This window comes from Pseudomonas sp. URIL14HWK12:I5, from assembly GCF_900176445.1.
Classification (GTDB): Bacteria; Pseudomonadota; Gammaproteobacteria; order Pseudomonadales; family Pseudomonadaceae; genus Aquipseudomonas; species Aquipseudomonas monteilii.
This window is the reverse complement of the sequence record NZ_FWXQ01000007.1, coordinates 254,918-280,207: the sequence shown is the minus strand read 5'-3', so window position 1 is coordinate 280,207 and position 25,290 is coordinate 254,918. Positions and strand designations below refer to the sequence as shown.

The 25,290-nt window shown below is 62.4% G+C and carries 21 protein-coding genes; 11 read left to right on the top strand and 10 right to left on the bottom strand.

The window, feature by feature from the left end; all coding sequences use genetic code 11:
• The first annotated feature begins 35 nt into the window (after positions 1–35).
• From der to B9A31_RS18010, 3 genes are all read left to right on the top strand, one after another.
• Complete coding sequence (gene der / locus B9A31_RS18020; protein WP_016713195.1) at positions 36–1,499, top strand: ribosome biogenesis GTPase Der; 1,464 nt, start codon at positions 36–38, stop codon at positions 1,497–1,499.
• Between the two features lie 149 nt (positions 1,500–1,648).
• Positions 1,649–2,797, top strand: a complete 1,149-nt coding sequence (locus B9A31_RS18015) for a pyridoxal phosphate-dependent aminotransferase (protein ID WP_084297196.1) — start codon at positions 1,649–1,651, stop codon at positions 2,795–2,797.
• A complete protein-coding gene (locus B9A31_RS18010; protein WP_019098669.1) occupies positions 2,785–3,576 on the top strand; it encodes an amidohydrolase in 792 nt (263 codons plus the stop codon). The genes B9A31_RS18015 and B9A31_RS18010 overlap by 13 nt, the downstream gene beginning before the upstream one ends.
• A 129-nt stretch (positions 3,577–3,705) precedes the next feature.
• Here the strand turns inward: B9A31_RS18010 and B9A31_RS18005 are convergent, their stop codons facing one another.
• Both B9A31_RS18005 and B9A31_RS18000 read right to left on the bottom strand, forming a co-directional pair.
• Entirely contained in the window at positions 3,706–6,261 is a 2,556-nt protein-coding gene (locus B9A31_RS18005; RefSeq protein WP_084297195.1) for a PepSY domain-containing protein, read from the bottom strand.
• 102 nt (positions 6,262–6,363) lie between these two features.
• Positions 6,364–8,655 (bottom strand): TonB-dependent receptor, encoded by a 2,292-nt coding sequence (locus tag B9A31_RS18000; RefSeq protein WP_019098671.1) that lies wholly within the window; start codon positions 8,653–8,655, stop codon positions 6,364–6,366.
• A 222-nt stretch (positions 8,656–8,877) separates the two neighbouring features.
• Between B9A31_RS18000 and B9A31_RS17995 the strand changes: the two genes are divergently transcribed.
• Together B9A31_RS17995 and B9A31_RS17990 are read left to right on the top strand one after the other, a co-directional pair.
• Positions 8,878–9,558 carry a Fe2+-dependent dioxygenase gene (locus tag B9A31_RS17995; protein WP_025753806.1) on the top strand — a complete coding sequence of 227 codons (681 nt, stop codon included), beginning with the start codon at positions 8,878–8,880 and terminating at the stop codon, positions 9,556–9,558.
• 3 nt (positions 9,559–9,561) lie between these two features.
• Positions 9,562–10,329 carry a tetratricopeptide repeat protein gene (locus tag B9A31_RS17990; RefSeq protein WP_016713188.1) on the top strand — a complete coding sequence of 256 codons (768 nt, stop codon included), beginning with the start codon at positions 9,562–9,564 and terminating at the stop codon, positions 10,327–10,329.
• Between the two features lie 69 nt (positions 10,330–10,398).
• Here the strand turns inward: B9A31_RS17990 and B9A31_RS17985 are convergent, their stop codons facing one another.
• Entirely contained in the window at positions 10,399–11,562 is a 1,164-nt protein-coding gene (locus tag B9A31_RS17985; RefSeq protein ID WP_016713187.1) for a type III PLP-dependent enzyme, read from the bottom strand.
• Between the two features lie 507 nt (positions 11,563–12,069).
• Here B9A31_RS17985 and B9A31_RS17980 point away from each other — a divergent pair.
• The 3 genes from B9A31_RS17980 to B9A31_RS17970 all read left to right on the top strand — a co-directional run bounded on the left by B9A31_RS17980 (position 12,070) and on the right by B9A31_RS17970 (position 16,075).
• Positions 12,070–12,555, top strand: a complete 486-nt coding sequence (locus B9A31_RS17980; RefSeq protein ID WP_019098673.1) for a sigma-70 family RNA polymerase sigma factor — start codon at positions 12,070–12,072, stop codon at positions 12,553–12,555.
• Positions 12,556–12,575: 20 nt separating this feature from the next.
• Positions 12,576–13,538, top strand: coding sequence for a FecR family protein (locus tag B9A31_RS17975; protein WP_084297194.1), 963 nt, complete (start codon positions 12,576–12,578; stop codon positions 13,536–13,538).
• A gap of 107 nt (positions 13,539–13,645) precedes the next feature.
• A complete protein-coding gene (locus B9A31_RS17970) occupies positions 13,646–16,075 on the top strand; it encodes a TonB-dependent siderophore receptor (protein ID WP_084297193.1) in 2,430 nt (809 codons plus the stop codon).
• A gap of 35 nt (positions 16,076–16,110) precedes the next feature.
• Here the strand turns inward: B9A31_RS17970 and B9A31_RS17965 are convergent, their stop codons facing one another.
• From B9A31_RS17965 to B9A31_RS17950, 4 genes are read right to left on the bottom strand one after another with little or no spacing between them, the layout of a single operon-like run.
• Positions 16,111–17,268: an osmoprotectant ABC transporter ATP-binding protein OsmV gene (locus B9A31_RS17965; RefSeq protein ID WP_019098675.1), complete on the bottom strand. Its 1,158-nt coding sequence runs from the start codon at positions 17,266–17,268 to the stop codon at positions 16,111–16,113.
• Positions 17,265–17,918 carry an ABC transporter permease gene (locus B9A31_RS17960; protein ID WP_016713182.1) on the bottom strand — a complete coding sequence of 218 codons (654 nt, stop codon included), beginning with the start codon at positions 17,916–17,918 and terminating at the stop codon, positions 17,265–17,267. Before B9A31_RS17960 ends, B9A31_RS17965 begins: the two co-directional genes overlap by 4 nt.
• Positions 17,915–18,829 (bottom strand): glycine betaine ABC transporter substrate-binding protein, encoded by a 915-nt coding sequence (locus B9A31_RS17955; RefSeq protein WP_016713181.1) that lies wholly within the window; start codon positions 18,827–18,829, stop codon positions 17,915–17,917. Before B9A31_RS17955 ends, B9A31_RS17960 begins: the two co-directional genes overlap by 4 nt.
• A gap of 13 nt (positions 18,830–18,842) precedes the next feature.
• The gene (locus B9A31_RS17950) at positions 18,843–19,556 is read right to left on the bottom strand and encodes an ABC transporter permease (RefSeq protein ID WP_016713180.1); all 714 of its coding nucleotides are present in this window, start codon (positions 19,554–19,556) and stop codon (positions 18,843–18,845) included.
• Between the two features lie 418 nt (positions 19,557–19,974).
• On the opposite strand from B9A31_RS17950, the gene B9A31_RS17945 reads away from it, so the two are divergent.
• The 3 genes from B9A31_RS17945 (at position 19,975) to B9A31_RS17935 (ending at position 22,308) form a co-directional block, all read left to right on the top strand.
• Positions 19,975–20,304 (top strand): type II toxin-antitoxin system RelE/ParE family toxin, encoded by a 330-nt coding sequence (locus B9A31_RS17945; RefSeq protein WP_084297192.1) that lies wholly within the window; start codon positions 19,975–19,977, stop codon positions 20,302–20,304.
• Between the two features lie 3 nt (positions 20,305–20,307).
• Positions 20,308–20,634 (top strand): XRE family transcriptional regulator, encoded by a 327-nt coding sequence (locus B9A31_RS17940; protein ID WP_019098676.1) that lies wholly within the window; start codon positions 20,308–20,310, stop codon positions 20,632–20,634.
• A gap of 90 nt (positions 20,635–20,724) precedes the next feature.
• Complete coding sequence (locus B9A31_RS17935; protein ID WP_016713179.1) at positions 20,725–22,308, top strand: peptide chain release factor 3; 1,584 nt, start codon at positions 20,725–20,727, stop codon at positions 22,306–22,308.
• A 33-nt stretch (positions 22,309–22,341) separates the two neighbouring features.
• On the opposite strand, the gene B9A31_RS17930 is transcribed toward B9A31_RS17935, so the two are convergent.
• From B9A31_RS17930 to B9A31_RS17920, 3 genes are read right to left on the bottom strand one after another with little or no spacing between them, the layout of a single operon-like run.
• Positions 22,342–23,421, bottom strand: a complete 1,080-nt coding sequence (locus B9A31_RS17930) for a polyamine ABC transporter substrate-binding protein (protein ID WP_084297191.1) — start codon at positions 23,419–23,421, stop codon at positions 22,342–22,344.
• A gap of 52 nt (positions 23,422–23,473) precedes the next feature.
• Positions 23,474–23,815, bottom strand: coding sequence for a cupin domain-containing protein (locus B9A31_RS17925; RefSeq protein WP_016713177.1), 342 nt, complete (start codon positions 23,813–23,815; stop codon positions 23,474–23,476).
• Positions 23,816–23,847: 32 nt separating this feature from the next.
• Positions 23,848–25,254: an NAD(P)/FAD-dependent oxidoreductase gene (locus B9A31_RS17920; protein ID WP_084297190.1), complete on the bottom strand. Its 1,407-nt coding sequence runs from the start codon at positions 25,252–25,254 to the stop codon at positions 23,848–23,850.
• Positions 25,255–25,290: the final 36 nt, after the last annotated feature.

Sequence of the window (25,290 nt, the reverse complement as noted above, 5' to 3'; positions counted from 1 at the left end):
CTTTGCATTTTCAAGAATTCGAGAGTGGAGAGCCGATGGTTCCCGTAATTGCCCTGGTGGGCCGCCCGAACGTCGGCAAATCCACCATGTTCAACCGCCTGACCAAAACCCGCGATGCCATCGTCGGTGACTTGTCGGGCCTGACCCGTGACCGCCAGTATGGCGATGCCAGCTGGCAGGGTCGTTCCTTCATCCTGATCGACACCGGTGGTATTACCGGTGACGAAGTGGGCATGGACGAGAAAATGGCCGAGCAGTCGCTCATGGCCATCGAAGAAGCCGACTACGTGCTGTTCCTGGTCGATGCCCGCGCCGGCATGACCGCCGCCGACCAGATGATTGCCGAGCACCTGCGCAAGCGCAACAAAGAGGCGATTCTGGTCGCTAACAAGATCGACAACATCGACGCCGACGTCGCTCGCGCCGAGTTCTCGCCGCTGGGCATGGGCAACGCCATTCCGGTGGCGGGCTCCCAGGGCCGTGGCATCAACGCGCTGATGGAGGCCGTGCTTGGCCACCTGCCGCGCGACCAGGTCGAAGAAGCCCTGGACGCCGAAGTCGCCGAAGGCGAAGAAGCTGTGCGCATCCCTGGCCCGAGCGAGAAAGATGGCATCAAGATCGCCATTATCGGCCGCCCGAACGTGGGTAAATCCACCCTGGTCAACCGCATGCTCGGTGAAGAGCGCGTGGTGGTCTATGACCAGCCGGGTACCACCCGTGACAGTATCTACATCCCGTTCGAACGCGATGGCGAGAAGTACACCTTCATCGACACCGCCGGTGTGCGCAAACGCGGCAAGATCCACGAGGAAGTCGAGAAGTTCTCGGTGGTGAAGACGCTGCAGGCGATCAAGGACGCCAACGTGGTGATCTTCGTCATGGACGCCCGCGAAGGTGTGGTGGACCACGACCTGAACCTGCTGGGCTTTGCCCTGGAAGCGGGCCGCGCCATCGTCATCGCCCTGAACAAGTGGGATGGCATGCAGCCCGGCGAACGCGACTACGTGAAGACCGAGCTGGAGCGCCGGCTGTTCTTCGTTGACTTCGCCGACATCCACTTCATCTCCGCCTTGCATGGCACTGGCGTGGGTAACCTGTACAAGTCGGTGCAGGCCGCGTTCAAGTCGGCGGTAACCCGTTGGCCTACCAGCCGGCTGACGCAGATCCTGGAAGACGCCGTGAGCGAGCACCAGCCACCGCTGGTGAACGGTCGCCGCATCAAGCTGCGCTATGCCCACCTGGGGGGGGCCAACCCGCCGCTGATTGTGATTCACGGTAACCAGACCGAGAAAATTCCGAAGTCGTACTCGCGTTACCTGGAGAACACCTACCGCCGTGTGCTGAAGCTGGTCGGTACGCCGATCCGCATCGAGTACAAGGGCGGTGAGAACCCGTACGAGGGCAAGAAGAACACCCTCACCGACCGCCAGGTCAACAAGAAGCGCCGCCTGATGTCGCACCACAAGAAGGCCGAGAAGAAGCGCCGCGACAAGCGCTGATTCCGCCTCAGCCTCTTCGCGGGCTTGCTCGCGAAGAGGCCGTTTGATCCAAAGCAATGCCCCTAATGTTTCAACCTTTTTCCTGACCGCCCGATCCGCTATGCTCGGACTCCACCCCGTGCCGGATACACCCCAGGAAAGAGGGCTCCATGATCCGCAGCAAACTGCCGAACGTCGGCACGACCATCTTCACCACCATGTCCCAGCTCGCCGTGCAGACCGGTGCGCTCAACCTGTCCCAGGGTTTCCCTGATTTCAACGGCCCGCAGGCCCTGCTCGATGCAGTGGGCCAGCATGTGGCTGCCGGGCACAACCAGTATTCGCCCATGACCGGCCTGCCGGCCCTGCGCCAGCAGGTGGCAGCCAAGGTCGAGCGCCTGTATGGCGCCAAGGTGGATGCGGACCAGGAAGTGACCATCACCCCCGGTGCCACCGAGGCGATCTTCTGTGCCATTCAGGCTGTGGTCCATGCGGGTGACGAGGTCATCGTCTTCGACCCTTGCTACGACAGTTACGAGCCGTCCGTGGAGCTGGCCGGTGGCCGCTGCGTGCATGTGCAACTCAGCGACGGCGACTTCCGCATCGACTGGCAGAAGTTCAGCGATGCCTTGAGCCCGCGCACGCGCATGGTCATTCTCAACTCGCCGCATAATCCCAGTGGCGCGTTGATTACCCGCGAAGACCTCGACCAGTTGGCGGCACTCATTGCCGACCGTGATATCTACCTGGTCAGCGACGAGGTCTACGAGCACCTGGTGTACGACGGCGTACGCCACGCCAGCGTGCTGGCCCATGAGCAGTTGTATCAACGCGCCTTCGTGGTCAGCTCGTTCGGCAAGACCTACCACGTGACCGGCTGGAAGACTGGCTACGTGATCGCGCCCCCGGCGCTGAGCGCGGAGCTGCGCAAGGTTCACCAGTACGTCAACTTCTGCGGCGTGACGCCTTTGCAATGTGCGCTGGCCGACTTCATGGCCGAGCACCCCGAGCACATCGATGAACTGCCGGCCTTCTACCAGGCCAAGCGTGACCTGTTCTGCGGTTTGCTGGACGGTTCGCGGTTCAGCTTCACCCGCACGGCGGGTACCTATTTCCAGCTGGTGGACTATTCGCAGATCCGCCCGGACCTGAACGATGTCGACATGTCGCTGTGGCTCACCCGCGAGCACGGTGTGGCGACCATTCCGGTGTCGGTGTTCTACCAGCAACCCATCCCCGAGCAACGCCTGGTCCGCCTGTGCTTTGCCAAACGAGAGGAGACGCTGCGTCAGGCAGCGGAACGACTATGCGCGATTTGAGCACACTGCCGAACCTGAGAGTCGCCCTGGTGCAAACCACCCTGGCCTGGCACGACCGCGAGGCCAACTATGCGCACTTCGAGGTGCTGCTGGAGCAGGTGGGCGAGGTGGACCTGGTAATCCTGCCGGAAATGTTCACCACCGGTTTCTCGATGCAATCGGAAAGCCTGTGCGAGCCGGAGAACGGCCCGACCTACAAGTGGCTGAAGGCCCAGGCGAAGAAATGCAACGCGGTGATTACCGGTAGCGTGATCATCCAGGCCGCTGACGGCAGCCACCGCAACCGCCTGCTGTGGGCGCGGCCGGATGGCGAAATTCTGCATTACGACAAGCGCCACCTGTTCCGCATGGCCGGTGAGCACAAGCACTACACCCCGGGCGAGCGCCAGGTCCAGTTCGAGCTCAAGGGCTGGCGAATTCGCCCACTGATCTGCTACGACCTGCGCTTCCCGGTGTGGAGCCGCGATGCCCAGGACACCGACCTGCTGCTGTACACCGCTAACTGGCCGGCTGCGCGGCGCCAACACTGGAACCGGCTGCTGCCGGCGCGGGGGATCGAGAACCTGTGCTATGTGGCAGCGGTTAACCGGGTGGGGACGGATGGCAAAGGCTTTGCGTATTCGGGCGATAGCCAGGTGCTGGACTTCCAGGGTGAGAGCCTGCTCAGTGCCGGGGAAGCGGACGGGGTGTTCACTGCAGTGTTGAGCGCGGCGGAGCTGGCGGCTTACCGGGCCAAGTTCCCGGCCAACCTGGATGCCGATACCTTCGAGCTTCACTGACGGCCTGAACTGGCCCTATCGCCGGCAAGCCAGCTCCCACAGGTACTGCACAGTATTCGAAATCTGTGAGGACCCTGTGGGAGCGGGCTTGCCCGCGAAGAGGCCGGCGCTGGTTACATTAATTTTCGATCAATACACATCCCGGCGATACCGTCCATCTTCGATCAATTGCTGCACAGCGGCCTCCCCAAGCATGCCGTTGAGCGCTGCATCCACGCCAGCAGCCATGCCTCGCAGACTGCCGCAGACATACACACAGGCGCCCTCAGCGACCCAGCGCTTGAACTCATCAGCCTGCTGCAGCAACACATCCTGCACATACACCTTCTCAGCCTGATCGCGTGAAAACGCCAGGTCCAGCCGTGCCAGGTCGCTGCTGTCCAGCCAGCCTTGCAGCTCATCGCCACATAGCAGGTCATGCGCCCGGTTACGCTCGCCGAACAGCAGCCAGTTACGCTGCTCGCCAGCATTCACCCGCGCCCGGATCAGGCTACGCAGGCCGGCCAGGCCGGTGCCGTTACCGATCAGAATCATCGGTGCGGCACTTTCCGGCAGGTGGAAGCCGCTGTTACGCCGCAGGCGCAGGCTCAAGGTGCCGTTCAGCGGCAGGTACTCGGTCAGCCAGCCCGAGCCCAGGCCCAGATGGCCATCGGCGTGGCGTTCCTGGCGCACGATCAGCTCCAGCACGCCATCGCTGGCGATCGAGGCGATGGAGTATTCGCGGCTGCCGATCGGCACCAGTGCGTCGATCAACGCCTGCGGCTGCAAGCCGATCAAGTGATCACGACGTGCCGGCAACTGGCGGCCAGCGAGCGCCTGGGCCAGGGTTTCGCTCAGGCCATTCACCTGCACCTTGGCGCTGGCGTCCAGAGCCAGGCCATTGAGGAAGGCGTCGACACGGGGCTGGCCATTGAGCGGCAGGATCTCCACCAGGTCGCCGGCCTCCCAGCTGGCAGGCGCTTCCGGTTGCAAGCCAAGCAGGTACACCGGCTGCCCCTGGCTGCCAGGGTTCAACAGTTCGCGGCGCACCAGTGACCAATTGGCAAAGCTCGGCGGCTGCCAGGCGGCCACCGGCTGGGCGCCGGTCAGCTGCGCCAGTTCTTGCTGCCACTGCTGCAGCGCTGCCTGGTCGGCATTGTCCACTTCCACCGGGCTGAACGCGCTGCTGGCACCGCGCTCACCCAGCCATGCCTGCAAGCGGCGGGCGAAGCCGCAGAAGTGCGGATACTGGCGGTCGCCGAGGGCGAGTACAGCGTAGCTGAGGTTGTTCAGCGCCCAAGGTTGGCCAAGTACCTTGCGCTCGAAGGCGCGGGCGCTGTCGGGGGCTTCGCCGTCGCCGAAGGTGCTGACCACGAACAGCGCGCGGCGGGCTTGTCGAAGGTCGTTTTCACCCAGTTCGGCCAGGGCGCGCACCTGTACCGGCATGCCCGCTGCTTGCAGCTGCCCGGCGCTCTGCCAGGCCAGTTGCTCGGCAAAGCCGCTTTGGCTGGCAAAACTGATCAGCCAGCTTTCGCCGCTGCCATTGTTGCTGGCAACGCTGCCACGGGCTTCGCGCACCTGGCGCTTCTTGCGGCGGCGGTCGAGGTACAGCAGCCAGCCGGTGACGAAGAACAGCGGCATGGTCAGGCTGGCGATAGTGACGATGATGCGGCCCGGCAGGCCGAAGTATTCGCCAACGTGCAGGGCGTAGACGCTTTGCAGCAGCTGGGCCTTGAAGGACTTGTCGGTGTAGCGGTCGTGGTTTTTCACCTGGCCGGTGGCCGGGTCCAGCACCAAGGTGTTGAACGCGCGCGGGTGATCGGCGTTGTCCAGCAAGTAGAACAGGTTGGCAGGCTGGCCACCCACCGGCGGCAGGCGCAGGTTATACATGGCCAGGCCTGGGCCGGCAGCGCTTTTGAGGTTGGCCCAGATTGCGTCGTAGTCGACCACCAGCGGCGGGGCGTTCTTGTCGACTTTCTGCGGCCCGTGGCGGCCACGGCCTTCGCCGCGTTTTTGTTGCTGGCCCGCGGCCGGCTTGTCGGCCAGCAGCTTGTTCAGGCCTTCGCGGTACCATTCATAGGACCAGAACAGCCCGGTAAGGGCGAACAGCAGATAGAACAGCAGGCACCAGGTACCGGCCACGGCGTGCAGGTCCCAGTTGAAGGCTCGACCTTTCTTGGCCCAGTCGAAGGTCAGCCAGGTGCGCCAGTCCAGTGCCTTGCGCGGCCAGCGCAGGTACAGGCCGGAGAGGCAGAAGAACACCAGCATCAGGGTGCAGGCACCGGTAATCTGCCGGCCGGTGTCGCCCATGGCCAGGAAGCGGTGCAGGTTGAGCATGAGGTTGAAGAAGCCTTGCCCGGCCACTTTGCCCTTGAGTTCGCCGGTGTAGGGGTCGGCATAGCGCAGCTCGCCACGGCGTTCGCCGGGTGGCGGCATGAAGAAGATCCGTGCGGCGTTGCCTTCACGCACGTCGACCCACAGCATCGACACCTTGTCGTGTTGCTGGGCCTCGACTCGCTGGACCAGCTCGGCTGGCGGCAGCACGCCTTCGGCGCGCACCTCTACCTTGAGCACATCGGCATTGAATGCGCGCAGCAGTTCTTCCTGGAACGAATACAAGGCCCCGGTGATGCCCATCAAGGCCAGCACCAGGCCAGCGGTGATGCCAAAGAACCAGTGCAATTGGAACAGCGTCTTCTTCACCACGTCTCTCACCTTGTGTTGCTGCCGCTACCTGCGCGGCGTGCATTATGCCTTGATACGCAAAAGCCCCGCTCACTGGTATGAACGGGGCTTTGGGTTGCTGCGTTAGAAGTGAACGCTGGTGGTCAACAGTGCAGTCCGCCCGGCCGCCTGGTTGGCGAAGTGGGTGGAGAAGGCCTTGTCGTAGTACACCTCGTTCGTCAGGTTCTGCACGTTCAGCTGCAGGTCGACGTTCTTGGTCAGCTTGTAGGCCGCCATGGCGTCGTAGCGAACGTAGCTGTCGACCATGGTGGTGTTGGCTACGCTGCCGTACACGTCATCCACGTAGAACGCACCGCCACCGATGGTCAGCTTCGGCGTGATCGCGTAAGTGGTCCACAAGCTGGCGCTGTTGTTTGGCGTGTTCGGCAGTTGGTTGCCGTCGTTGGCTTTGCCCAGCGGGCCGCCGTCGATCTGGCGTGCCTGCATGTAGGTGTAGCCGGCGAACACCTGCCATTTATCGGTCAGCTTGCCGCTGGCAGACAGTTCAATACCTTGCACGCGGGTTTCACCGACGTTCTCGTAGGTGTTGGTGTTGACCTGTACCCGGGCGTTTTCCTTCTCGGTGCGGAACAGCGCCGCAGCCAGAGACAGGCGCTCGTCAAGCAGGTTCCACTTGGTGCCGATCTCGTAGTTGGTGGTTTCTTCCGGCTCCATATCGCTGGCCAGCAGATTCCCGTTGCGGTCAGGTGTTCCACCCAGCGGGTTGCCTTCGGTACCTTCGCCGAGCATGGCGCCTGGTGGCGTTGCGGAGGTGGCGTAGGACACGTAGATGCTGCCGTTTTCGGCCGGCTTCCACACCAGACCCAGTTGGCCGGTCACGAACTCGCTGACGTCGTTGCCTTTGGCAGTGGTGGTGCCAGCGGCGTTGTAGGTTTTGTAGTCGGTGTCGAAGTGGTCGTATCGCAGGCCCATGTTGACCAGCCACTCGGGGGTCAGCTCCAGGGTGTCGAATACATAGATCGCGCGGGTCTTGCTGTTGGTGGTGGTGCCAGCGTAGTTGCGCGAGATGGTGCCGTTCCACGGATCATCCGGGTTCGGGTTGCTCAGCGAGGTGCAGTTGTACCCGCTGGTGGAGCCGATCATGCCCGGGGTGCAGTTGGTATTGGCGCTGCCGCCTGGGACGGTGTCGGTGTCAACGGTGTAGCTGGAGCGCTCGCTTTCTTCACGGCTCAGCTCGATACCGGTGGAGAAGCTGTTTTTCAAACCACCGACGTAGAACTCGCCGAACAGGTCGGTCTGGTTGGTGGTGGTGGCGGTATTACCCACCCGGGTGTTGGCACGACGCCACACGCTGCCGTTGTTGACGTTGCCCTTGCTGTCGTCAGGCTGGGTCAGGATGTAGTCCTGCATGCTGTTGCCGTGACGCAGGGTGTTCTTGATGGTCAGCGCGTCGGTCAGGTCGTGCTCGATGGCGAAGGTGGCGATGTCCACACGGGTCTTGCGGAAGTCGCGACCGGTCAGGCCGTAGAAGTTATCGCTGTCGCCGCCGTCATTCGGTTTGCTCGGGTGCGCCGAGGTGCGCCCGGCGCTGCCGTTGGTCGGGATGGTGTATGGGATGCCCGAATCCGGCAGATCGTCGCTTTCCAGGTGGTAGTAGTCAAGGTTGACGCGGGTTGGCGTGCCCAGGCCGAAGGCCAGCGACGGGGCGATACCCCAGCGGTCGTAGTTGACCTTGTCGCGGCCGGCGACGTTGCTTTCGTGGGTCATCAGGTTCAGGCGGCCGGCAACGGTATCGCTGAACTGGTAGTTGCCATCGAAGGTGTAGCGCTGGGTCTGGTCGCTGCCCCAAGTCCAGGCGCCGTCGAGCGAGTTGCCAAGGTGCGCGCGCTTGCTCACCAGGTTGATGGTGCCGCCGGCAGCGCCACGGCCACCGATGGCCGAGTTAGGGCCCTTGGCCACTTCCACCGACTCGATGGCGAAAATTTCGCGGGTTTGCGCGCCAGTGTCTCGCACGCCGTCCAGGTAGGTATCACCCTGGGCATCGAAGCCACGAATGAACGGGCGGTCGCCTTGCGGGTTGCCGCCTTCGCCAGCACCGAAGGTAATGCCCGGCACAGTGCGCAGTGCGTCCTGCAGGGTCAAGGCATTGGTGTCCTTGATCACTTGCTGCGGGATCACGGTAACCGAGCGCGGGGTGTCTAACAGCGGCGCGGTGTACTTCTGCGAGGAGGCCTTTTCAACCTTGTAATCGGTGCTGGCTTGTTCAGCCTTGCCATTGACGCTGGTGGCGTCGAGGGTGATAGCGCTGGTGGCGGCCGGGTCGGCGGCGTAGACCGACGTGGCGCTAAGGGCGACACCGATGGCAGACACGATCAGGCGTGGCGAACTCACAGCAGATGGTACGGACTGGCGCATTGCTAAGGACCTTCCCCAAGGTGTTGAGGCGGCGGATCTTAATGTAAGCAATTGTGACTCACAATTGAGAGTCGTTACCATTCGTGAAGAATTTACAATCTTTACAATTTGCCTTTACGGTTTCATCCAGCTGAAACGTCTTAAGCGGCGAATGGGGCTTGTGCAGCGCAAAAGGGAATCAATATCATTGGCGCCTTTACACTTCCTAACGGTGCTGCTGCCATGCTGCTTCACATCCCAGGCCTGTTCGACGCTGATGAGCTGGCCCGTATTCGCGAGGCGCTGGAGCAGGCCGACTGGGCTGATGGCAAGGCTACGGCTGGCTACCAGTCGGCCAAGGCCAAGCACAACCTGCAGTTGCCGGAAGGGCACCCGCTGGCCAAGGAGATTGGCAGCGCGCTGATCGACCGGCTGTGGAAAACCCCGCGCTTCATGTCGGCGGCCTTGCCACACAAGGTGTTCCCGCCGCTGATCAACTGCTACCGCGAAGGCGGCAACTTCGGTTTTCACATCGACAACGCCCTGCGCCAGCCCAAGGGCAGCCCGGAGCGGGTGCGTACCGACCTGTCTTCCACGCTGTTCCTCAGCGACCCTGACAGCTACGACGGTGGCGAGTTGGTGATTCAGGACACTTACGGCGTGCAGCAGGTCAAGTTGGCCGCCGGTGACCTGGTGCTGTACCCCGGCACCAGCCTGCACAAGGTAAACCCGGTAACCCGTGGCCAGCGTTACGCCGCATTTTTCTGGACCCAGAGCCTGGTGCGTGAGGACAGCCAGCGGACGCTGTTGTTCGAGATGGATAACGCTATCCAGCAATTGACTGCCGATGTGCCGGACCATCCGTCGCTGCTGCAACTGACCGGCACGTACCACAACCTGCTGCGCCGCTGGGCTGAGGTATGAGCCGTGTCCTACCAGTTGCGACGTGAGGAAGTGGTGGATGTGGCCGGTTTGCAGGCCATGCTGGAGGAAAGCCCCGGCAAGGCCGCTCAGGCGATTCTGGCGGCAGCGGGGCAGGGCGCGGTCGAGGCGCAGTTGCTGTTGGGGCAGATCCTGCTGGATGGCCGTGGAATCCAGGAGGATGCCACCGTGGCCCGGCGTTGGTTTGGCATCGCCGCACAGGGCGGCAGTGCCATGGCGCACAACATGCTCGGGCGTTGCCTGGAGCATGGTTGGGGCGGCGAGCCGAGCCTGACGCAGGCGGCCATCCACTATGCGCGCGCGGCTGATGCCGGTTTGGATTGGGGCCTTTACAATCTGGGCAACCTGCTGGCCACTGGTCGCGGGGTGCCGGCCAATCAGGCGCAGGCACTGATGTGCTACGAGAAGGCTGCGCAGATGGGGCATGCCAAGTCGATGAACCTGTACGGGCGTTACCTGGAGCAGGGCATTGCAACGGCGCCAAGCCCGGCGCGAGCGGTGCGCTGGTATCGGCGTTCGGCTGAGGCTGGGGATTTTCGAGGGATGTTCAGCCTGGCGCTGGTACTGGTAGAGCGCGGGCAGATGGCGGAGGCCGGGCAGTGGTTGGAGCGGGCGCGGGTTGAGGGGAACATGAATTTCCTGCGCGCTGCGTTGGTGACCTTGCAGGGCGCTGGGCCGGTGTTGATGGCCTTTGCGGGGCGGTATGCCGAGGAGATCGAACGGCGCGAAGACCGTTCCAATCCGACCGGTTGACGCGGTCAGGTGTAGGAGCGGCCTTGGGGGCACGCAAACAAAAACGGGGCCTTGCGGCCCCGTTCTGCATTACAGGTAGTAAGCCTTCAGCGGCGGGAAGCCGTTGAATTCCACCGCGCTGTAGCTGGTGGTGTAGGCGCCGGTCGACAGCCAGTACAGGCGGTCACCGATGGCCAGGTTCAGCGGCAGGCCGTACTTGTAGTTTTCGTACATGATGTCGGCGCTGTCGCAGGTCGGGCCGGCGATGACCACTTCTTCGGCTTCGCCTTTCTTCTCGGTCCAGATCGGGAACTTGATGGCTTCGTCCATGGTTTCGATCAGGCCGGAGAACTTGCCCACATCGGTGTAGATCCAGCGCTCGACTGCGGTACGCGACTTGCGCGCCACCAGCACCACTTCGCTGACCAGGATACCGGCGTTGGCAATCAGCGAGCGGCCTGGCTCCAGGATGATTTCCGGCAGCTCGTCACCGAAGTCTTCCTTCAGGAAGCGGATGATTTCTTCAGCGTAGGTTTCCAGGCTGTTGGTACGGGTGATGTAGTTGGCCGGGAAGCCGCCACCCATGTTGATCAGCTTGAGCTCGATGCCATCTTCTTCCTTCAGGCGCTCGAAGATCACCTTGACCTTGGCAATGGCAGCATCCCACACGCTGATGTCGCGCTGCTGCGAGCCCACGTGGAAGGAGATGCCGTAAGGCACCAGGCCCAGGTCGCGGGCGAGGATCAGCAGGTCCATGGCCATGTCGGTCTGGCAGCCGAACTTGCGGGACAGCGGCCAGTCAGCCGTGGTCGAGCCTTCAGTCAGGATACGCACGTACACTTTCGAGCCCGGTGCGGCCTTGGCGATGTTGCGCAGGTCGGCTTCCGAGTCGGTGGCGTACAGGCGCACGCCCTTCTCGTAGAAGTAGCGGATGTCCTTGGACTTCTTGATGGTGTTGCCGTAGCTGATACGGTCGGCGCTGACGCCACGGCCCAGCACTTTGTCCAGCTCGTAGATCGAGGCGATGTCGAAGCTCGAACCTTTCTCTTTGAGAAGGTCGATGATTTCGACGGCCGGGTTGGCCTTGACCGCGTAGTACACCTTGGCGAATTCGAAACCGGCGCGCAGGTCGTCATAGGCCTGGCTGATCATCTGGGTATCGATGAGTACGAACGGGGTTTCCTGCTTGTCGGCGAACGCCTTCATTTTCTGGAAGGTGTCACGCGCGAAATAGTCTTCGACCTGGATCGACATGCTCAGGGACTCCATGGGCAAACTGAAAGAATAAGTGGCTGCAAACTGAACGTCCTCCGTATCCCCACTTTGGTTCGCCTACTCAGTACTTGAGCCGGATGGATCGTTTCCAGCATGGACGTTCGGCGCGCACTTTAGGGCGTGAAGAATGCAGAATCAACAGGTAATCCGGGCGTGATCGGCGTGGATCGACGACCAGCCATTTGAATAGACGACCCATGTGACCGGCTGATGTTCCCCACGATGTTTCAAGCGTAAAAAATTGTGGAATAGACCGCATTGGGGCCTTCGCCGGTAAACCCGCTCCTACAGGGTTTTCGCCATTCCTGTGGGAGCGGGTTTACCCGCGAAAGGGCCAGGGGTGTTCATATTTATGGCCACATTTTCCTGGTACCCACGTACAGGAAATGGCTGATAAATTTTTTGTTACCGACTGGCGGATTTGCTGGTTTTGATGAGAAACATTACTATTCGCACCCTTGTCTGCCTTCCTGATGACCCCCGACCGTGTCCGGACACAAAGGCTTCCTCGACCATTACCATGAGCTGATCGGCACCTGGACGCGCAAACTGCGCAGTCGTCAGCAGGCCGAGGACCTCACCCACGATGCCTTTGTCCGGGTACTGGAGAACCCGCGCGAACAGGTTGAGCAGCCGCGTGCCTACTTGCACCAGACCGCACGCAACATTGTCGTGGATGGCTTGCGCCGCGAAGACCGCCGCCAGGCCCTGGAACTGGAAGCTTTCGACGATGGCGGTAGCGGCAGTGGCGACCCGGAGGCCTACGTGCAAGCCCTGGAGCTGGCCGACAGCGTCGAGCGGGCACTGGCCGAGCTGCCGCTCAACTGCCGGCAGGTGTTCATCTGGCAGAAGCTCGAAGGCCTTACCCAAGCCGAAATCGCCGAGCGCATGGGGTTGAGCAAGAACATGGTCGAAAAGTATATGATCCGCACGCTCCGGCACTTGCGTGAACATGTGGATGTGTCGGCATGAAGCGTCAGGAGACCTTTTCGATGAAACAGCACGGTACCGATACCGTCCGCGAGCAGGCGGCCGCATGGTTCGCCCGCGAGCAGGATGCGCCTCGGGATGCCGGGCTGCAGAAACAGTTGCGTGCCTGGTTGGCGAGCGACGAGCGCCACCGGGAAGAGTACGAACACCTCAGTCGCGTTTGGCAGGCCGCCAGCGTCATTCCACGCCAGCGCCTTGAAGCGCTGTGCCAGCCGGAACCGGTGCAGCAGCTGCCTCGTCGGCGCTTTGTGCGTCAGGCCTTGGCCGCCAGTGTTGCGGTGTTGGCGTTGGGGCTGGGCTGGGCCGGCTGGCACTACCAGCAACTGAACCATCAGGACAGCCTGCAGACTGCCTTTAACGAGCGCCGCCAGGTTGAGTTGCCGGATGGCACGCACCTGGAACTTAATGGCAACACACAGGTGCAGGTCGATTTCAGCGCCGGACAGCGGCATATCCGCCTGAGCGCCGGGGAGGTGATGTTCAGCGTCGCCCACGACAGCGCCAGGCCGTTCGTGGTCGACACCGCCCAGGGCCGTGTGACGGTAACCGGTACCCGCTTTGACGTTCGCCTGGACCCGGCCAGCACGCGGGTAGCGGTGGAGCAGGGTTCGGTGCGTGTGCAGGGCAAGGGAGCGTCACTTGCGCAGCTTACGGCCGGGCAGGGTTCGCAAATAGACGCTCAAGGCGCGGTCACCGCACCTTACGCAGTCAATGCTGCCGCTGTGACCGCCTGGCGCCAGGGCAAGCTGGTGTTCGATAACGCGACCTTGGCCGAGGTAGTGGCTGAAGCCTCGCGCTACCGCAGCCAACCGTTGCGGGTTGCCCCGGGCAAAGTCGCCCAGATGCGTCTTTCCAGCACTTTCAGCACCGACGACACCGACGCGCTGCTGCGGGCCTTGCCGAGCATCCTGCCGGTGGCCATCAAGGCCCATGAAGACGGCTCCCGCGAAATAATTGCGAAATAGATTCAGGTTTTTTTCCACTCGTTCGTCTTCCTCGCCAGCTGCAACTGCCAAGCATTTCCATTTGCACGCAGTTGGCGTTTATTCCGCATTCAGGATGTTTCGACGACGTGAACAACAACAAACCTTTCCCACGTTTGCCCGCCCTGGCGCTGGCCCTGGCGGTCAGTGCCGTGGCCGTCAACAGCCAGGCTGCACAGGCCGGCAACACCATCCAGATCCAGGCCCAGCCACTGGGATCGGCGCTGAGCCAGCTTGGCCAGCAGACCAACCTGCAACTGTTCTTCAGCCCCGAGTTGGTGGCTGGCAAGCAGGCCCCGGCGGTGTCTGGCAACCTGGCGCCGGTGCAAGCGCTGAAAGAGTTGCTGCAAGGCAGCGGGCTGACCTTCGAGGTGTCCCAGGACACCGTTGTGGTAAAGCCGCTGCCGACTACCCTTGACCTGGGCAGTGGCAGCCTGGAGCTGGCGCCCACCGACATCAAGGTAGTCGGTGACTGGCTGGGCGATGCGCAGCAGAGCGTGGTGCAGAACCACCCCGGCGCCCGCACCGTGGTGCGCCGCGAGGCGATGGTGGAAAAGGGCGCCATGAACGTTCGCGATGTGCTGCGTGGCATCCCGGGTGTGCAGGTGCAGGATTCCAACGGCACTGGCGGCAGCGATCTGTCGCTGAACGTGGGCGTGCGCGGCCTGACCTCGCGCCTGTCGCCGCGCTCCACCGTGTTGATCGACGGCATCCCGGCCGCGTTCGCGCCGTATGGCCAGCCTCAGCTGTCGATGGCGCCGATTTCCTCGGGCAACCTCGACAGCATCGACGTGGTACGTGGCGCAGGCTCGGTGCGTTATGGCCCGCAGAACGTGGGAGGGGTGATCAACTTCGTCACCCGGGCAATTCCGGAAAAGGCCTCGGCAGAGCTGTCCACCACCCTGGAAACCTCCCAGCACGGCGGCTGGAAGCACACCGAGTCGGCCTTCGTCGGCGGCACGGCAGACAACGGCATGGGGGTGGCACTGCTGTATACCGGCGTCAACGGCAACGGTTACCGTGAAAGCAACAACGGCAACGACATCGACGACGTTATCCTCAAGACCCACTGGGCGCCGACCGATGTCGACGAGTTCTGGCTCAACTTCCACTACTACGATGGCCGCGCCGACATGCCCGGTGGCCTGACCCAGGCCCAGTACGACAGCAACCCGTACCAGTCGCTGCGCGATTACGACTACTTCGCCGGTCGCCGCAAGGACGTGTCGTTCAAGTGGCAGCGCCAGCTTGACGATGCCACCCAGTTCGAAGTGCTGACCTACTACACCGACAGCTACCGCGGCAGCGCCATCGCCTCGCGTGACATGAAGACCCTGTCATCGTACCCGCGCAACTACCACACCTTCGCCATCGAGCCACGTGTGTCGCGGATCTTCTTCGCCGGCCCGACCACCCAGGAAGTCAGCGTCGGCTACCGCTACCTGAAAGAAGCCATGCGCGAGCAGTCGACCCGTCTGGCGCTGATCGACAATGTGCCGACCCAGACCCCGACTTCGGACGGCCACGTGTTCCAGGACCGCAGTGGCGGCACCGAGGCCAGCGCCTACTACATCGACGACAAGATCGATGTCGGCAACTGGACCATCACCCCAGGCATCCGCTTCGAGCACATCAACACCGACTGGCGCGACCGCCCGGTGCTGGGCGCCAACAACCGCCCGGTGGCCGAGAAGAAGCGCAGCATTACCAGCAACGAGCCGCTGCCAGCGTTGAGCGTGATGTACCACATCTCCGATGCCTGGAAGGTGTTCGCCAACTACGAGACCTCGTTCGGCAGCCTGCAGTACTTCCAGCTGGGCCAGGGCGGCACCGGCAACAGCACGGCCAATGGCCTGGAGCCGGAAAAGGCCAAGACCTACGAGATCGGTACGCGGTATGACAATGGTGGTTTCGCCGGTGAGCTGACGGCGTTCTACATCGACTTCGATGACGAGTTGCAGTACATCAGCAACGATGTGGGTTGGACCAACCTGGGCGCCACCAAGCACCAGGGTATCGAAGCGTCGGTTCGTTATGACCTGGCCGGGCTGGACCCGCGCTTCGAAGGCCTGTCGGTGAACGGCGGCTACACCTACACCCGCGCCACCTATGAAGGCGAGATTCCCGGCTTCAAGGGCCGTGACCTGCCGTTCTACTCACGCCAGGTGGCCACTGCCGGCGTGCGTTACGAGGTCAACCGCTGGACCTGGAACCTGGATGCCTACGCCCAATCCAAGCAGCGTGCGCCGGGCACCGGGATCAACGCCGACGGCAGCTTCAATGGTGACTACATCACCGAGCCGAGTGCCGATGGGCAGTATGGCGATATTCCGGGTTATGTGACCTGGCATGCCCGTGGCGGGTATGAGTTCGGGCCAGAGATGTCCAATCTGAAGTTGGCGGCGGGGGTGAAGAACCTGTTCGACAAGCAGTACTTCACCCGTTCCAGCGACAACAATGCCGGCATTTATGTGGGTGAGCCGCGCACCTTCTATGTGCAGGCCAGTGTAGGGTTCTGATCTGAAATTGCCGGGGCGCAACGCGCCCCCGGCGATTACGAAGCCACCGCCTCAGCCGGCGAAACGATACTGGTCTTCGCCCCCCGCGACCTACCCGAACTCAGATAAGCCGCAATCGACTCCTGCGTCACCTCGCCCAAGAACACCTGCTCGGCATCCAGCACCGGCAACCACGCCCTATTAAATTCGTACATCCGCGACAGCAGGATGCGCAAATGCTCATCATGCGAAGCCGTGGCATTGAACTGGCGCAGGAAGTCCCCGCACGTGCCTTGCTGGCGGTGCATGTCGCGTCGGCGCACATAACCCAGCGCCTTGTTCTGTGCATCGGTCACCACTACGTAGCGGCGGTCGTGCTCGTCCAGCAGCTCCAGCGCATCGCTCACCGGCGTCTCCGGGCTCACCGACGGCGCGTTGTCTGCGGCATCCTCGGCACGCACCAGCAGCAAGCGTTTCAGCGTGCTGTCCTGGCCTACGAAGTTGCTCACGAAGTCATCCACCGGATGCGCCAGCAGGGTGTCCGGGTGGTCCAGCTGCAGCAGCTTGCCGGCGCGGAAAATGGCGATCTTGTCGCCCAGCTTGATGGCTTCGTCGATGTCGTGGCTGACCATGATCACCGTCTTGTTCAGCGCCCGCTGCATCTCGAAGAACTCGTTCTGGATCATCTCGCGGTTGATCGGGTCGACCGCGCCGAAGGGTTCGTCCATAAGCAGCACCGGGGCCTCGGCTGCCAGCGCGCGGATCACGCCGATGCGCTGTTGCTGGCCACCGGACAGTTCACGCGGGTAGCGCTGCAGGTACTGCTTGGGCTCCAGCTTGATCATGTGCATCAGCTCGCGCGCACGCTCGTGGCATTTTTGCTTGTCCCAGCCGAGCAGGCGCGGGACCACGGTGATGTTCTCCTCGATGGTCATGTTGGGGAACAGGCCGATCTGCTGGATCACGTAGCCGATGCGGCGACGCAGGGTCACTTCGTCCAGGCCGCTGGTGTCTTCGCCGTTGATGAACACCTGGCCGGAGGTGGGGGTGATCAGGCGGTTGATCATTTTCAGCGTGGTGCTTTTGCCGCAGCCCGAGGGGCCGAGGAACACGCAGATTTCCCCTTCGTTGACGGTGAGGTTTACCGCGTCGACGGCTTTCACGTCCTTGCCGTTGACGTTGAAGGTTTTGCTGAGGTTCTTCAGTTCGATCATGAGCGCAGTCCTTCTGGAGTCAGGGCACGTTGCAGGGTTTGCAGGAGCAGGTCGGCAATGATCGCCAGCAGGCTGACCAGCACGGCGCCGACCAGCAGCATCGACATGTCGCTGCGGCTGATGGAGGTGAGGATGAGCACACCCAGGCCGCCGGCGCCGATGGTGGCGGCGATGGTCATGACGCCGATGTTCATGACCACGGCGGTGCGCACACCGGCGAGGATCACCGGCACTGCGATGGGCAGCTCGACCATGCGCAGGCGCTGGCCGAAGGTCATGCCGATGCCGCGTGCGGCTTCACGGATGCCGGGCTCGACGTTGGTCAGGGCCAGGTAGGTGTTGCGCATGATTGGCAGCAGCGAATAGAGGAACACGGCAGTGATCGCCGGGAGTGGTCCAAGGCCTTGGCCAAATTTGGAGTAGAACGGCAGCAGAAGGCCGAACAGGGCAATGGAGGGGATGGTGAGCAGCACCGTGGCGCTGGCCTGCAATGGGCCAGCGAGGGCCGGGAAGCGCGTCATCAGAATGCCCAGCGGCACCCCGACGAGGATCGCCAGGCCTACTGCTATGCCCACCAGCATGATGTGCTGCCAGGTCAGTTGCAGCACCTGGGCCCAGTCCAGGTGGCTGAAGGTATCGATCAGGTTCATGGCTGGCCCTCGCTGTTCAGTGGGTGTTCACGCAGGAAGGCGGCGGCGACGGCGGTCGGGTTCTGGTGCTCGACGTCGACCTTGGCGTTGAGCTGGCGCATGGTTTCGTCATCCAGCTGCTCGGCCAGCGGCTTGAGCAGGCCGGCCAGTTGCGGGTTGGCGTCGAGCACCGCCTTGCGCACCACCGGGGCGGCGGTGTAGTCCGGGAAGTAGTGTTTGTCGTCTTTCAGCAGCTTGAGGTCGAAGGCGTTCAGGCGGCCATCGGTGGTATACACCAAGCCAGCGAACACCTGGTTGTTGCGCATGGCCGTGTAGACGAGGCCGCCGTCCATCTGGCGGATGTTGCGACGGTCCAGCGGCAGGCCGTACATCTCGCGCAGGCCGACCAGGCCGTCGGGGCGGTTGGCGAACTCGGTGTCCAGCGCCACCAGGTGGGTGCGCTGGCTTTCGTCATGCAGCACCTGGCTGAGGTCGCTGATGGTGTTCACCTGCGGGTAGGCTTCGGCCACTTGGCGGGGCAGGCCCAGTGCGTAGGTGTTGCTGAACTTCGACGGGGTCAGCCAGATCAGGTCCTTCTTGGCATCCAGTGCCTTTACCCTGGCGAAAGTGGCTTCGGCGTTGGGCATGCGCTCGTCGATGTGGTTATACGACACCAGCGACACGCCCGTGTATTCCCACATCAGGTCGAGCTGGCCGGTCTCCTGGGCCTGGCGTGCGATGTTGCTGCCAAGGCCGGTGGTGACACGCACGTCGAAGCCATTGGCACGCAGGTATTGCGCGGTGATTTCGGCGAGCACGGTCTGTTCGGTGAATACCCGCGCGCCGATGCGCACCAGCGGTTTTTCAGCTGCTTGGGCAAATCCTGCGAACAGCAGGGCCGCGCCCAGCAGCAAGGCGATTCTTTTCTTCATACGTTCCCTATCCTTATTGGGCCAGGCCACGTTCCAGCCAGCGCTTGCTGGAGAAACTCACCGCTGCGTCCAGCACCAGGGCCAGCAGCGCGGTGCACGCGGCGCCCAGCAGCAGCTGTGGCTGGTTGTTCAGGGCGATGCCGGGGAAGATCAGGCTGCCCAGGCTGTTGGCACCGATCAGGAAAGCCAGGGGCGCGGTGCCCACGTTCAACGCCAGGGCCACGCGAACACCGCCGACAATGATCGGCACGGCGTTGGGCAATTCCACCTGCCAGAGTTGCTGGCGCGGGGTCATGCCGATGCCGGTGGCGGCTTCCTTGAGCGAGGCGGGGACGTTTTTCAGGCCCTCGTAGGTGTTGCGCACGATGGGCAAGAGAGAGGCGAGGAACAGTGCGAAGATCGCAGGCCCGGCGCCGATGCCCAGAATACTCAGGGCGATGGCCAGAACGGCCAGGGGAGGGATGGTGTTGCCAACGTTGAAGAACTGCATGAAGCGCTCGGCTTTGTCGACCCGGTGCGGTCGACTGAGCGCAATGCCAGCGGGGATGCCCACGGCCAACGCCGCCGCCATCGAAGCCAGCACCAGTACCAGGTGCGCTTGCAGGTAGAACCCAAGATCGTCGCGATAACGCGTGATCGTGTCGATGCCGATCCAGTGGATCAGCAGGGCCAGGATGACGAGCACGATGGCGCATCCCAACAGCCCTTTTCCGTAGCGTTTTGCCACAGGCGGACTCCTTGTGTAGTCGGCGAGCACACTTCTTTTTTGCCGGCCAGGCCTGGCGGCGGATGGTGTGTTCGCGAGTAGCAGCTTGATACACGCCGAAGGCTGCGATCAGGCCATGAGCCGAACCCCGTCGGGCCCGAAAATGCTGATGAAACCGATCCCCAACCGAAGCGGGTTGCAGGGGAGTGGACGTCTCCGTGGGTGTAAAGGTTCCCATCTGAGGCGGCATTTGGCCAGCGTTAATCACTGGAGCAATAGAAAATTCACGCGAAAAATAAGCGCAATTCTTACATCAAGGCGTTGAATTACCTGCTATCAAGCCACTTGTCTCGCCAAGCAATATTCCCTTTGAAGTTTCTCGATAATTTCCTTGAGGGAATATTCTCTCGGAGGTATTTTTGTTGTGTGGTCTATAGGGATGTGCCCAGAATTCACAGTCGAGTTCGGGAGGTTGGCAATGGAGGTTCAGGATGAACTGTTGGCTCACCTCCACCTGCTTGCATGCCGCGGCCCGGCTTTAGGGCGACCTCGTGTGGATACCCTGAAGGGTTCAAGGCACGCGAACATGAAAGAGTTGCGGTTCAGCGTCGGCGATGGTGTGTGGCGCGTAGCGTTCGCTTTTGACCCATCTCGATGCGCGTTGCTGTTGGTCGCGGGAGACAAGGCAGGCATCAATGAGCGTAGGTTTTACCGGAGCCTGATCGACCGTGCCGACGCACGTTTCGAGCGGCACCTGTCCAGAGGTTGAACGATGAAAACACTCGATGACGTCATGAACGAACTTTCACCTGAGCGCAGGGCGAGGGTGGAAGCACGCGGTCGGGAACTGATCCGTGAAGAAATGACCATGCAAGCATTGCGCAGGCAGTTGGATATCACGCAGGAAGAGTTGGCGGAGCGTCTCGATATTCGTCAGGGCAATGTTTCGAAAGTGGAGAAGAGGAGTGACATGTTGATATCCACCCTGCGCAGCTATGTGGAGGCCTTGGGTGGGACATTGGAACTCGTTGTACATATGCCCGGCCGGCCTCCTGTCACGCTTGACGGTTTTTGTGAGGATCAGGCAAAACGCGCGTGATTGACCAGCGGGCGGGGATCAGATTTTCGTCCCCGCCCAACTTCAGGTATGATATCGCCCCTTTTAAATCCCCCAGTCAGGCGATTTCCCATGACCAACCAGGCCGCCGAAGTCGCGAAGCGCCGCACTTTCGCAATCATTTCCCACCCCGACGCCGGTAAGACCACCATCACCGAGAAGCTGCTGCTGATGGGCAAGGCCATTGCCGTCGCCGGTACCGTGAAGTCGCGCAAGTCCGACCGCCACGCCACCTCCGACTGGATGGAAATGGAGAAGCAGCGCGGCATCTCCATCACCACCTCGGTGATGCAGTTCCCGTACCGCGAGCACATGATCAACCTGCTCGACACCCCCGGCCACGAAGACTTCTCGGAAGACACCTACCGCACCCTGACCGCAGTGGACTCGGCGCTGATGGTGCTCGACGGCGGTAAAGGGGTTGAGCCGCGTACCATCGCCCTGATGGACGTGTGCCGCCTGCGCGATACGCCGATCGTCAGCTTCATCAACAAACTCGACCGTGACATCCGCGACCCGATCGAACTGCTGGACGAGATCGAAGCCGTACTGAAGATCAAGGCCGCGCCGATCACCTGGCCGATTGGTTGCTACCGCGACTTCAAAGGCGTGTACCACCTCACCGGCGACTACATCGTGGTGTACACCCCTGGCCACGGCCATGAGCGCACCGAAGCCAAGATCATCCAGAAGCTGGACTCGGACGAAGCCCGCGCACACCTGGGTGACCAGTACGACTCGTTTGTCGAGCAGCTGGAGCTGGTGCAGGGCGCCTGCCATGAGTTCAACCAGGAAGAGTTCATCAACGGGCAGCTGACCCCGGTGTTCTTCGGTACTGCACTGGGCAACTTCGGTGTGGATCACGTGCTCGACGCCGTGGTCGACTGGGCGCCGCGCCCGCTGGGCCGCGTTGCCCACGAGCGTACCGTCGAGCCTGTGGAAGAGAAGTTCACCGGCTTCGTGTTCAAGATCCAGGCGAACATGGACCCGAAACACCGCGACCGTATCGCCTTCATGCGCATCTGCTCGGGCAAGTACGAGAAGGGCATGAAGATGCGCCACGTGCGCCTGAACAAGGACCTGCGTATCGGCGATGCGCTGACCTTCTTCTCCTCCGAGCGTGAACAGCTGGAAGAGGCCTTTGCCGGTGACATCATTGGCCTGCACAACCATGGCACCATCCAGATCGGTGACACCTTCACCGAAGGCGAAGCGCTGGGCTTCACCGGTATCCCGCACTTCGCCCCGGAGCTGTTCCGTCGCGTGCGCCTCAAGGACCCGCTGAAGTCCAAGCAGCTGCGCCAGGGCTTGCAGCAGCTGGCTGAAGAAGGTGCTACCCAGGTGTTCTTCCCGGAGCGTAGCAACGACATCATCCTCGGCGCGGTCGGTGTGCTGCAGTTCGACGTGGTCGCCAGCCGCCTGAAGGAAGAGTACAAGGTCGAGTGCGCCTACGAGCCGATCACCGTGTGGTCGGCCCGCTGGATCAGCTGCGACGACAAGAAGAAGCTTGAGGAATTCCAGACCAAGGCCATGGAAAACCTGGCCATCGACGGTGGTGGTCACCTGACCTACCTGGCGCCTACCCGGGTCAACCTGTCGCTGATGGAAGAGCGCTGGCCGGACATCAAATTCCGCGCTACCCGCGAGCATCACTGATAATTGAGAATGGGGCCGCCAAGCGGCCCCTTTTCAATTCCCGGCTTTGATACTGGTCCAGATCCGCGTGCGAATGCGGTCGATCTTCGCCGGCATCGCCTCCAGCGCATACAGCTTGCCCATCACATCCTCGCTTGGGTAAATCATCGTATTACCCTTCATCGCGGGATCCACCAGCCCGTCCGCCTTCAGGTTGCCGTTGGCGTACTGCACATGGTTGCTGATGTTGGCCATCACGTCCGGCTGCAGCAGGTAGTTCATGTAGGCATACCCGGCTTTTTCATCCGGAGCATCCGCCGGCATGGCCACCATGTCGAACCACATGGGCGCGCCTTCCTTGGGGATCGAGTAGCCCACCTTCACCCCGTTCTTCGCCTCTTCGGCACGGTTCTTCGCCTGCAGCACATCCCCCGAGAAACCTACCACCACGCAAATGTCGCCGTTGGCCAGGTCGCCGGTGTACTTCGATGAGTGGAAGTAGCTGATGTACGGGCGTACCTGCATCAGCAGCGCCTTGGCCTTGTCGTAGTCTGCCGGGTTCTGGCTATGGTGTGGCAGGCCCAGGTAGTGCAAGGCAATTGGCAGCAGTTCAGGACCGTTGTCCAGCACGGCAACGCCACAGCTTTTCAGCTTGCTCATGTACTCGGGCTTGAAGATGAGGTCCCACGAATCAACCGGTGCATTGTCGCCGAGCACCGCCTTGACCTTGTCGATGTTGTAGCCGATGCCGGTACTGCCCCACAGGTAAGGGAAGCCGTACTGGTTGCCCGGATCGTTTACCTCCAGTGCCTTGAGCAGCACCGGGTTGAGGTTTTGCCAGTTGGGCAACTGCGACTTGTCCAGGCGCTTCAGGGCCTTGCCCTGGATTTGCCGGGCCATGAAATGGTTGGAGGGGAACACCACGTCGTAGCCGGAGTTGCCGGTCATCAGCTTGCCGTCGAGGGTTTCGTTGCTGTCGTACACGTCGTAGGTGGGCACGATGCCACTGGCCTGCTGGAAGTTTTTCAGCGTGTCGGGGGCGACGTAGCTGGACCAGTTGTAGATCTTTACCGTTCCGGCGGCGCCGGCCACGCTGGCGGCCAGCATCAGGGGAGCGAGAAGGAGCGTGCGCATGTCGGGGTTACCTTGCTTTGTCTGTTGTTATCGAAGGCAGGCGATCAGCCGATCAGAAGATAAGGACGTAGGTCTTGCGCACGGTATCCTGGATGTCCCAGGTGCCAGTGCTGTTGGCCGGTAGCATCAATGCGTCTCCGGCTTCTATGACCAGGGGCTCGCCACCGTCGGGGGTGAAGGTACAGCGGCCCTTGATGAAGTGGCAGAACTCCTGTTGCACGATCTGCCGGCGCCAGCGCCCGGGGGTGCATTCCCAGATGCCGGTTTCCACGCCGTCGCTGCGCTCCACGCAGGTGACCGACGTCACGGCTACGGGTTCGCCGAGCGGTACCGCGACCGGGTTGCTGCTGTCGAGCACGGCGCTGTCAGTGTTCTTGAACTGGGTGATGCTCATGACCGGTGGATCCTGTGTATGGGAAAGGGAAGTCAGTGCATGAAGCCTTCCATGAAGTCCGCAAGCGAGCTGGCAAGGCGCCGCCTCCAGGGCGCGCTGGTGGGGTTGGCGAGGGTCCGGTCCTCGTGGACGAAGCTTTGGATGATGGCGTTGTAGCCCAGCCAGCGGCAGGGTTCGGGTGGCCAGCTGGCCAGGCTGGAAACCGGGCGGTTGTCGAGCACCCAGGGCTGCGCGGTCAGTTCGTTGTGCTGGTTGAGGATCAGCGCTGCAAGTGTGCGCCCGCCCAGGTTGGTGGCGCCGACACCTTCGCCGCCGTAGCCGCCAGCCAGGGCGATGCCGCGCTGGCGGTCGCACAGCATGTGCGGGCGGAAGCGTCGGGCCATGCCCAGGTTGCCCCCCCATGAGTGGGTGATGCGTACGTGTTTCAGTTGCGGGAAAAGCTCGCTGAACAGGTAACGACGCAGTTCGATTTCTTGCGCGTCGAGGTTGAAGTTTTCGCGCAGTCGGCCGCCGAAGCGATAGCCTCCGCGGGCACCGAATACCAGGCGGTTGTCGGCGGTGCGCTGGCCATAGGTGACCTGGCGGCTGCTTTCGCTGAAGGCCTGGCCTTGGCTCAGGCCGATCTGCTCCCAGGTCGAGTCCGGCAGTGGTTCGGTAGCGACCAGCAGGCTCTGTACGGGCAACTGATGTTTGCCCAGTGGCGGCAGGCTGGCAGCGTAACCTTCCACGGCGGGCACTACCCACTGGCAGCGAATCCGTGCCAGCGGCGTGCGCACCTCGCCGGGCTGCCAATCGATGGCCGGCGTGTTTTCATAGATCGGTACGCCCATCGCCTCCACTGTCCGAGCCAAGCCGCGCACGAGTCTGGCCGGCTGGATGGTCGCGGTGTGCGGGCTGTAGATGGCGCCAAAGGCATTGCTGACCCGCAGTTGGGCGTCCAGTTGCTCGGGGCGCAGCCAGCGGTAGTCGTCTTCGGTCATGCCTTGGCGATACAGATCGTCCAGGTAGGCGCGCAGGCTGCGTTCCTGCTCCGGGTAGCGTGCGGCGCAGTACAGCACGCCGCCTTTGCGGTAGTCGCAGTCGATACCTTCGCGTTGCAGCACACGCTGTACTTCATCGGGAATGCCGTGCAGCAGGTCGATGCTGGCGCGGCGCTGTTGTGGCGACAGGGTGGCCAGCAGGCGGTCTTCGCCCAGCAGGTTGCCCATCAGCCAGCCGCCGTTGCGCCCGGAGGCGCCGAAACCGGCGATGTTGGCGTCGATCACCGCGACGTTCAGCTGCGGGGTCTGGCGCTTGAGGTAGTAGGCAGTCCACAGGCCGGTGTAGCCGGCACCGATGATGCACACGTCCGCAACCAGGTCTTCACGCAGGGCCGGGCGAGCGCACAGTGGCTCGTCGAGCTGGTCCATCCACAGGCTGAGCGTGCGCAGGGGTTGCATCGGGTTGGGCTCCACATCCGTCAAGGTTTGTGGGCG

Coding starts and splice junctions, on each gene's coding strand:
- B9A31_RS17940 (WP_019098676.1), top strand. CDS start 20,308: ATGAAAACACTCGATGACGTCATGAACGAACTTTCACCTGAGCGCAGG.
- B9A31_RS18015 (WP_084297196.1), top strand. CDS start 1,649: ATGATCCGCAGCAAACTGCCGAACGTCGGCACGACCATCTTCACCACC.
- B9A31_RS17935 (WP_016713179.1), top strand. CDS start 20,725: ATGACCAACCAGGCCGCCGAAGTCGCGAAGCGCCGCACTTTCGCAATC.
- B9A31_RS17920 (WP_084297190.1), bottom strand. CDS start 25,254: ATGCAACCCCTGCGCACGCTCAGCCTGTGGATGGACCAGCTCGACGAG.
- B9A31_RS17945 (WP_084297192.1), top strand. CDS start 19,975: ATGTGCCCAGAATTCACAGTCGAGTTCGGGAGGTTGGCAATGGAGGTT.
- B9A31_RS17960 (WP_016713182.1), bottom strand. CDS start 17,918: ATGAACCTGATCGATACCTTCAGCCACCTGGACTGGGCCCAGGTGCTG.
- B9A31_RS18000 (WP_019098671.1), bottom strand. CDS start 8,655: ATGCGCCAGTCCGTACCATCTGCTGTGAGTTCGCCACGCCTGATCGTG.
- der (WP_016713195.1), top strand. CDS start 36: ATGGTTCCCGTAATTGCCCTGGTGGGCCGCCCGAACGTCGGCAAATCC.
- B9A31_RS18010 (WP_019098669.1), top strand. CDS start 2,785: ATGCGCGATTTGAGCACACTGCCGAACCTGAGAGTCGCCCTGGTGCAA.
- B9A31_RS17975 (WP_084297194.1), top strand. CDS start 12,576: ATGAAACAGCACGGTACCGATACCGTCCGCGAGCAGGCGGCCGCATGG.
- B9A31_RS17985 (WP_016713187.1), bottom strand. CDS start 11,562: ATGTCGATCCAGGTCGAAGACTATTTCGCGCGTGACACCTTCCAGAAA.
- B9A31_RS17925 (WP_016713177.1), bottom strand. CDS start 23,815: ATGAGCATCACCCAGTTCAAGAACACTGACAGCGCCGTGCTCGACAGC.
- B9A31_RS17965 (WP_019098675.1), bottom strand. CDS start 17,268: ATGATCGAACTGAAGAACCTCAGCAAAACCTTCAACGTCAACGGCAAG.
- B9A31_RS17955 (WP_016713181.1), bottom strand. CDS start 18,829: ATGAAGAAAAGAATCGCCTTGCTGCTGGGCGCGGCCCTGCTGTTCGCA.
- B9A31_RS17930 (WP_084297191.1), bottom strand. CDS start 23,421: ATGCGCACGCTCCTTCTCGCTCCCCTGATGCTGGCCGCCAGCGTGGCC.
- B9A31_RS17995 (WP_025753806.1), top strand. CDS start 8,878: ATGCTGCTTCACATCCCAGGCCTGTTCGACGCTGATGAGCTGGCCCGT.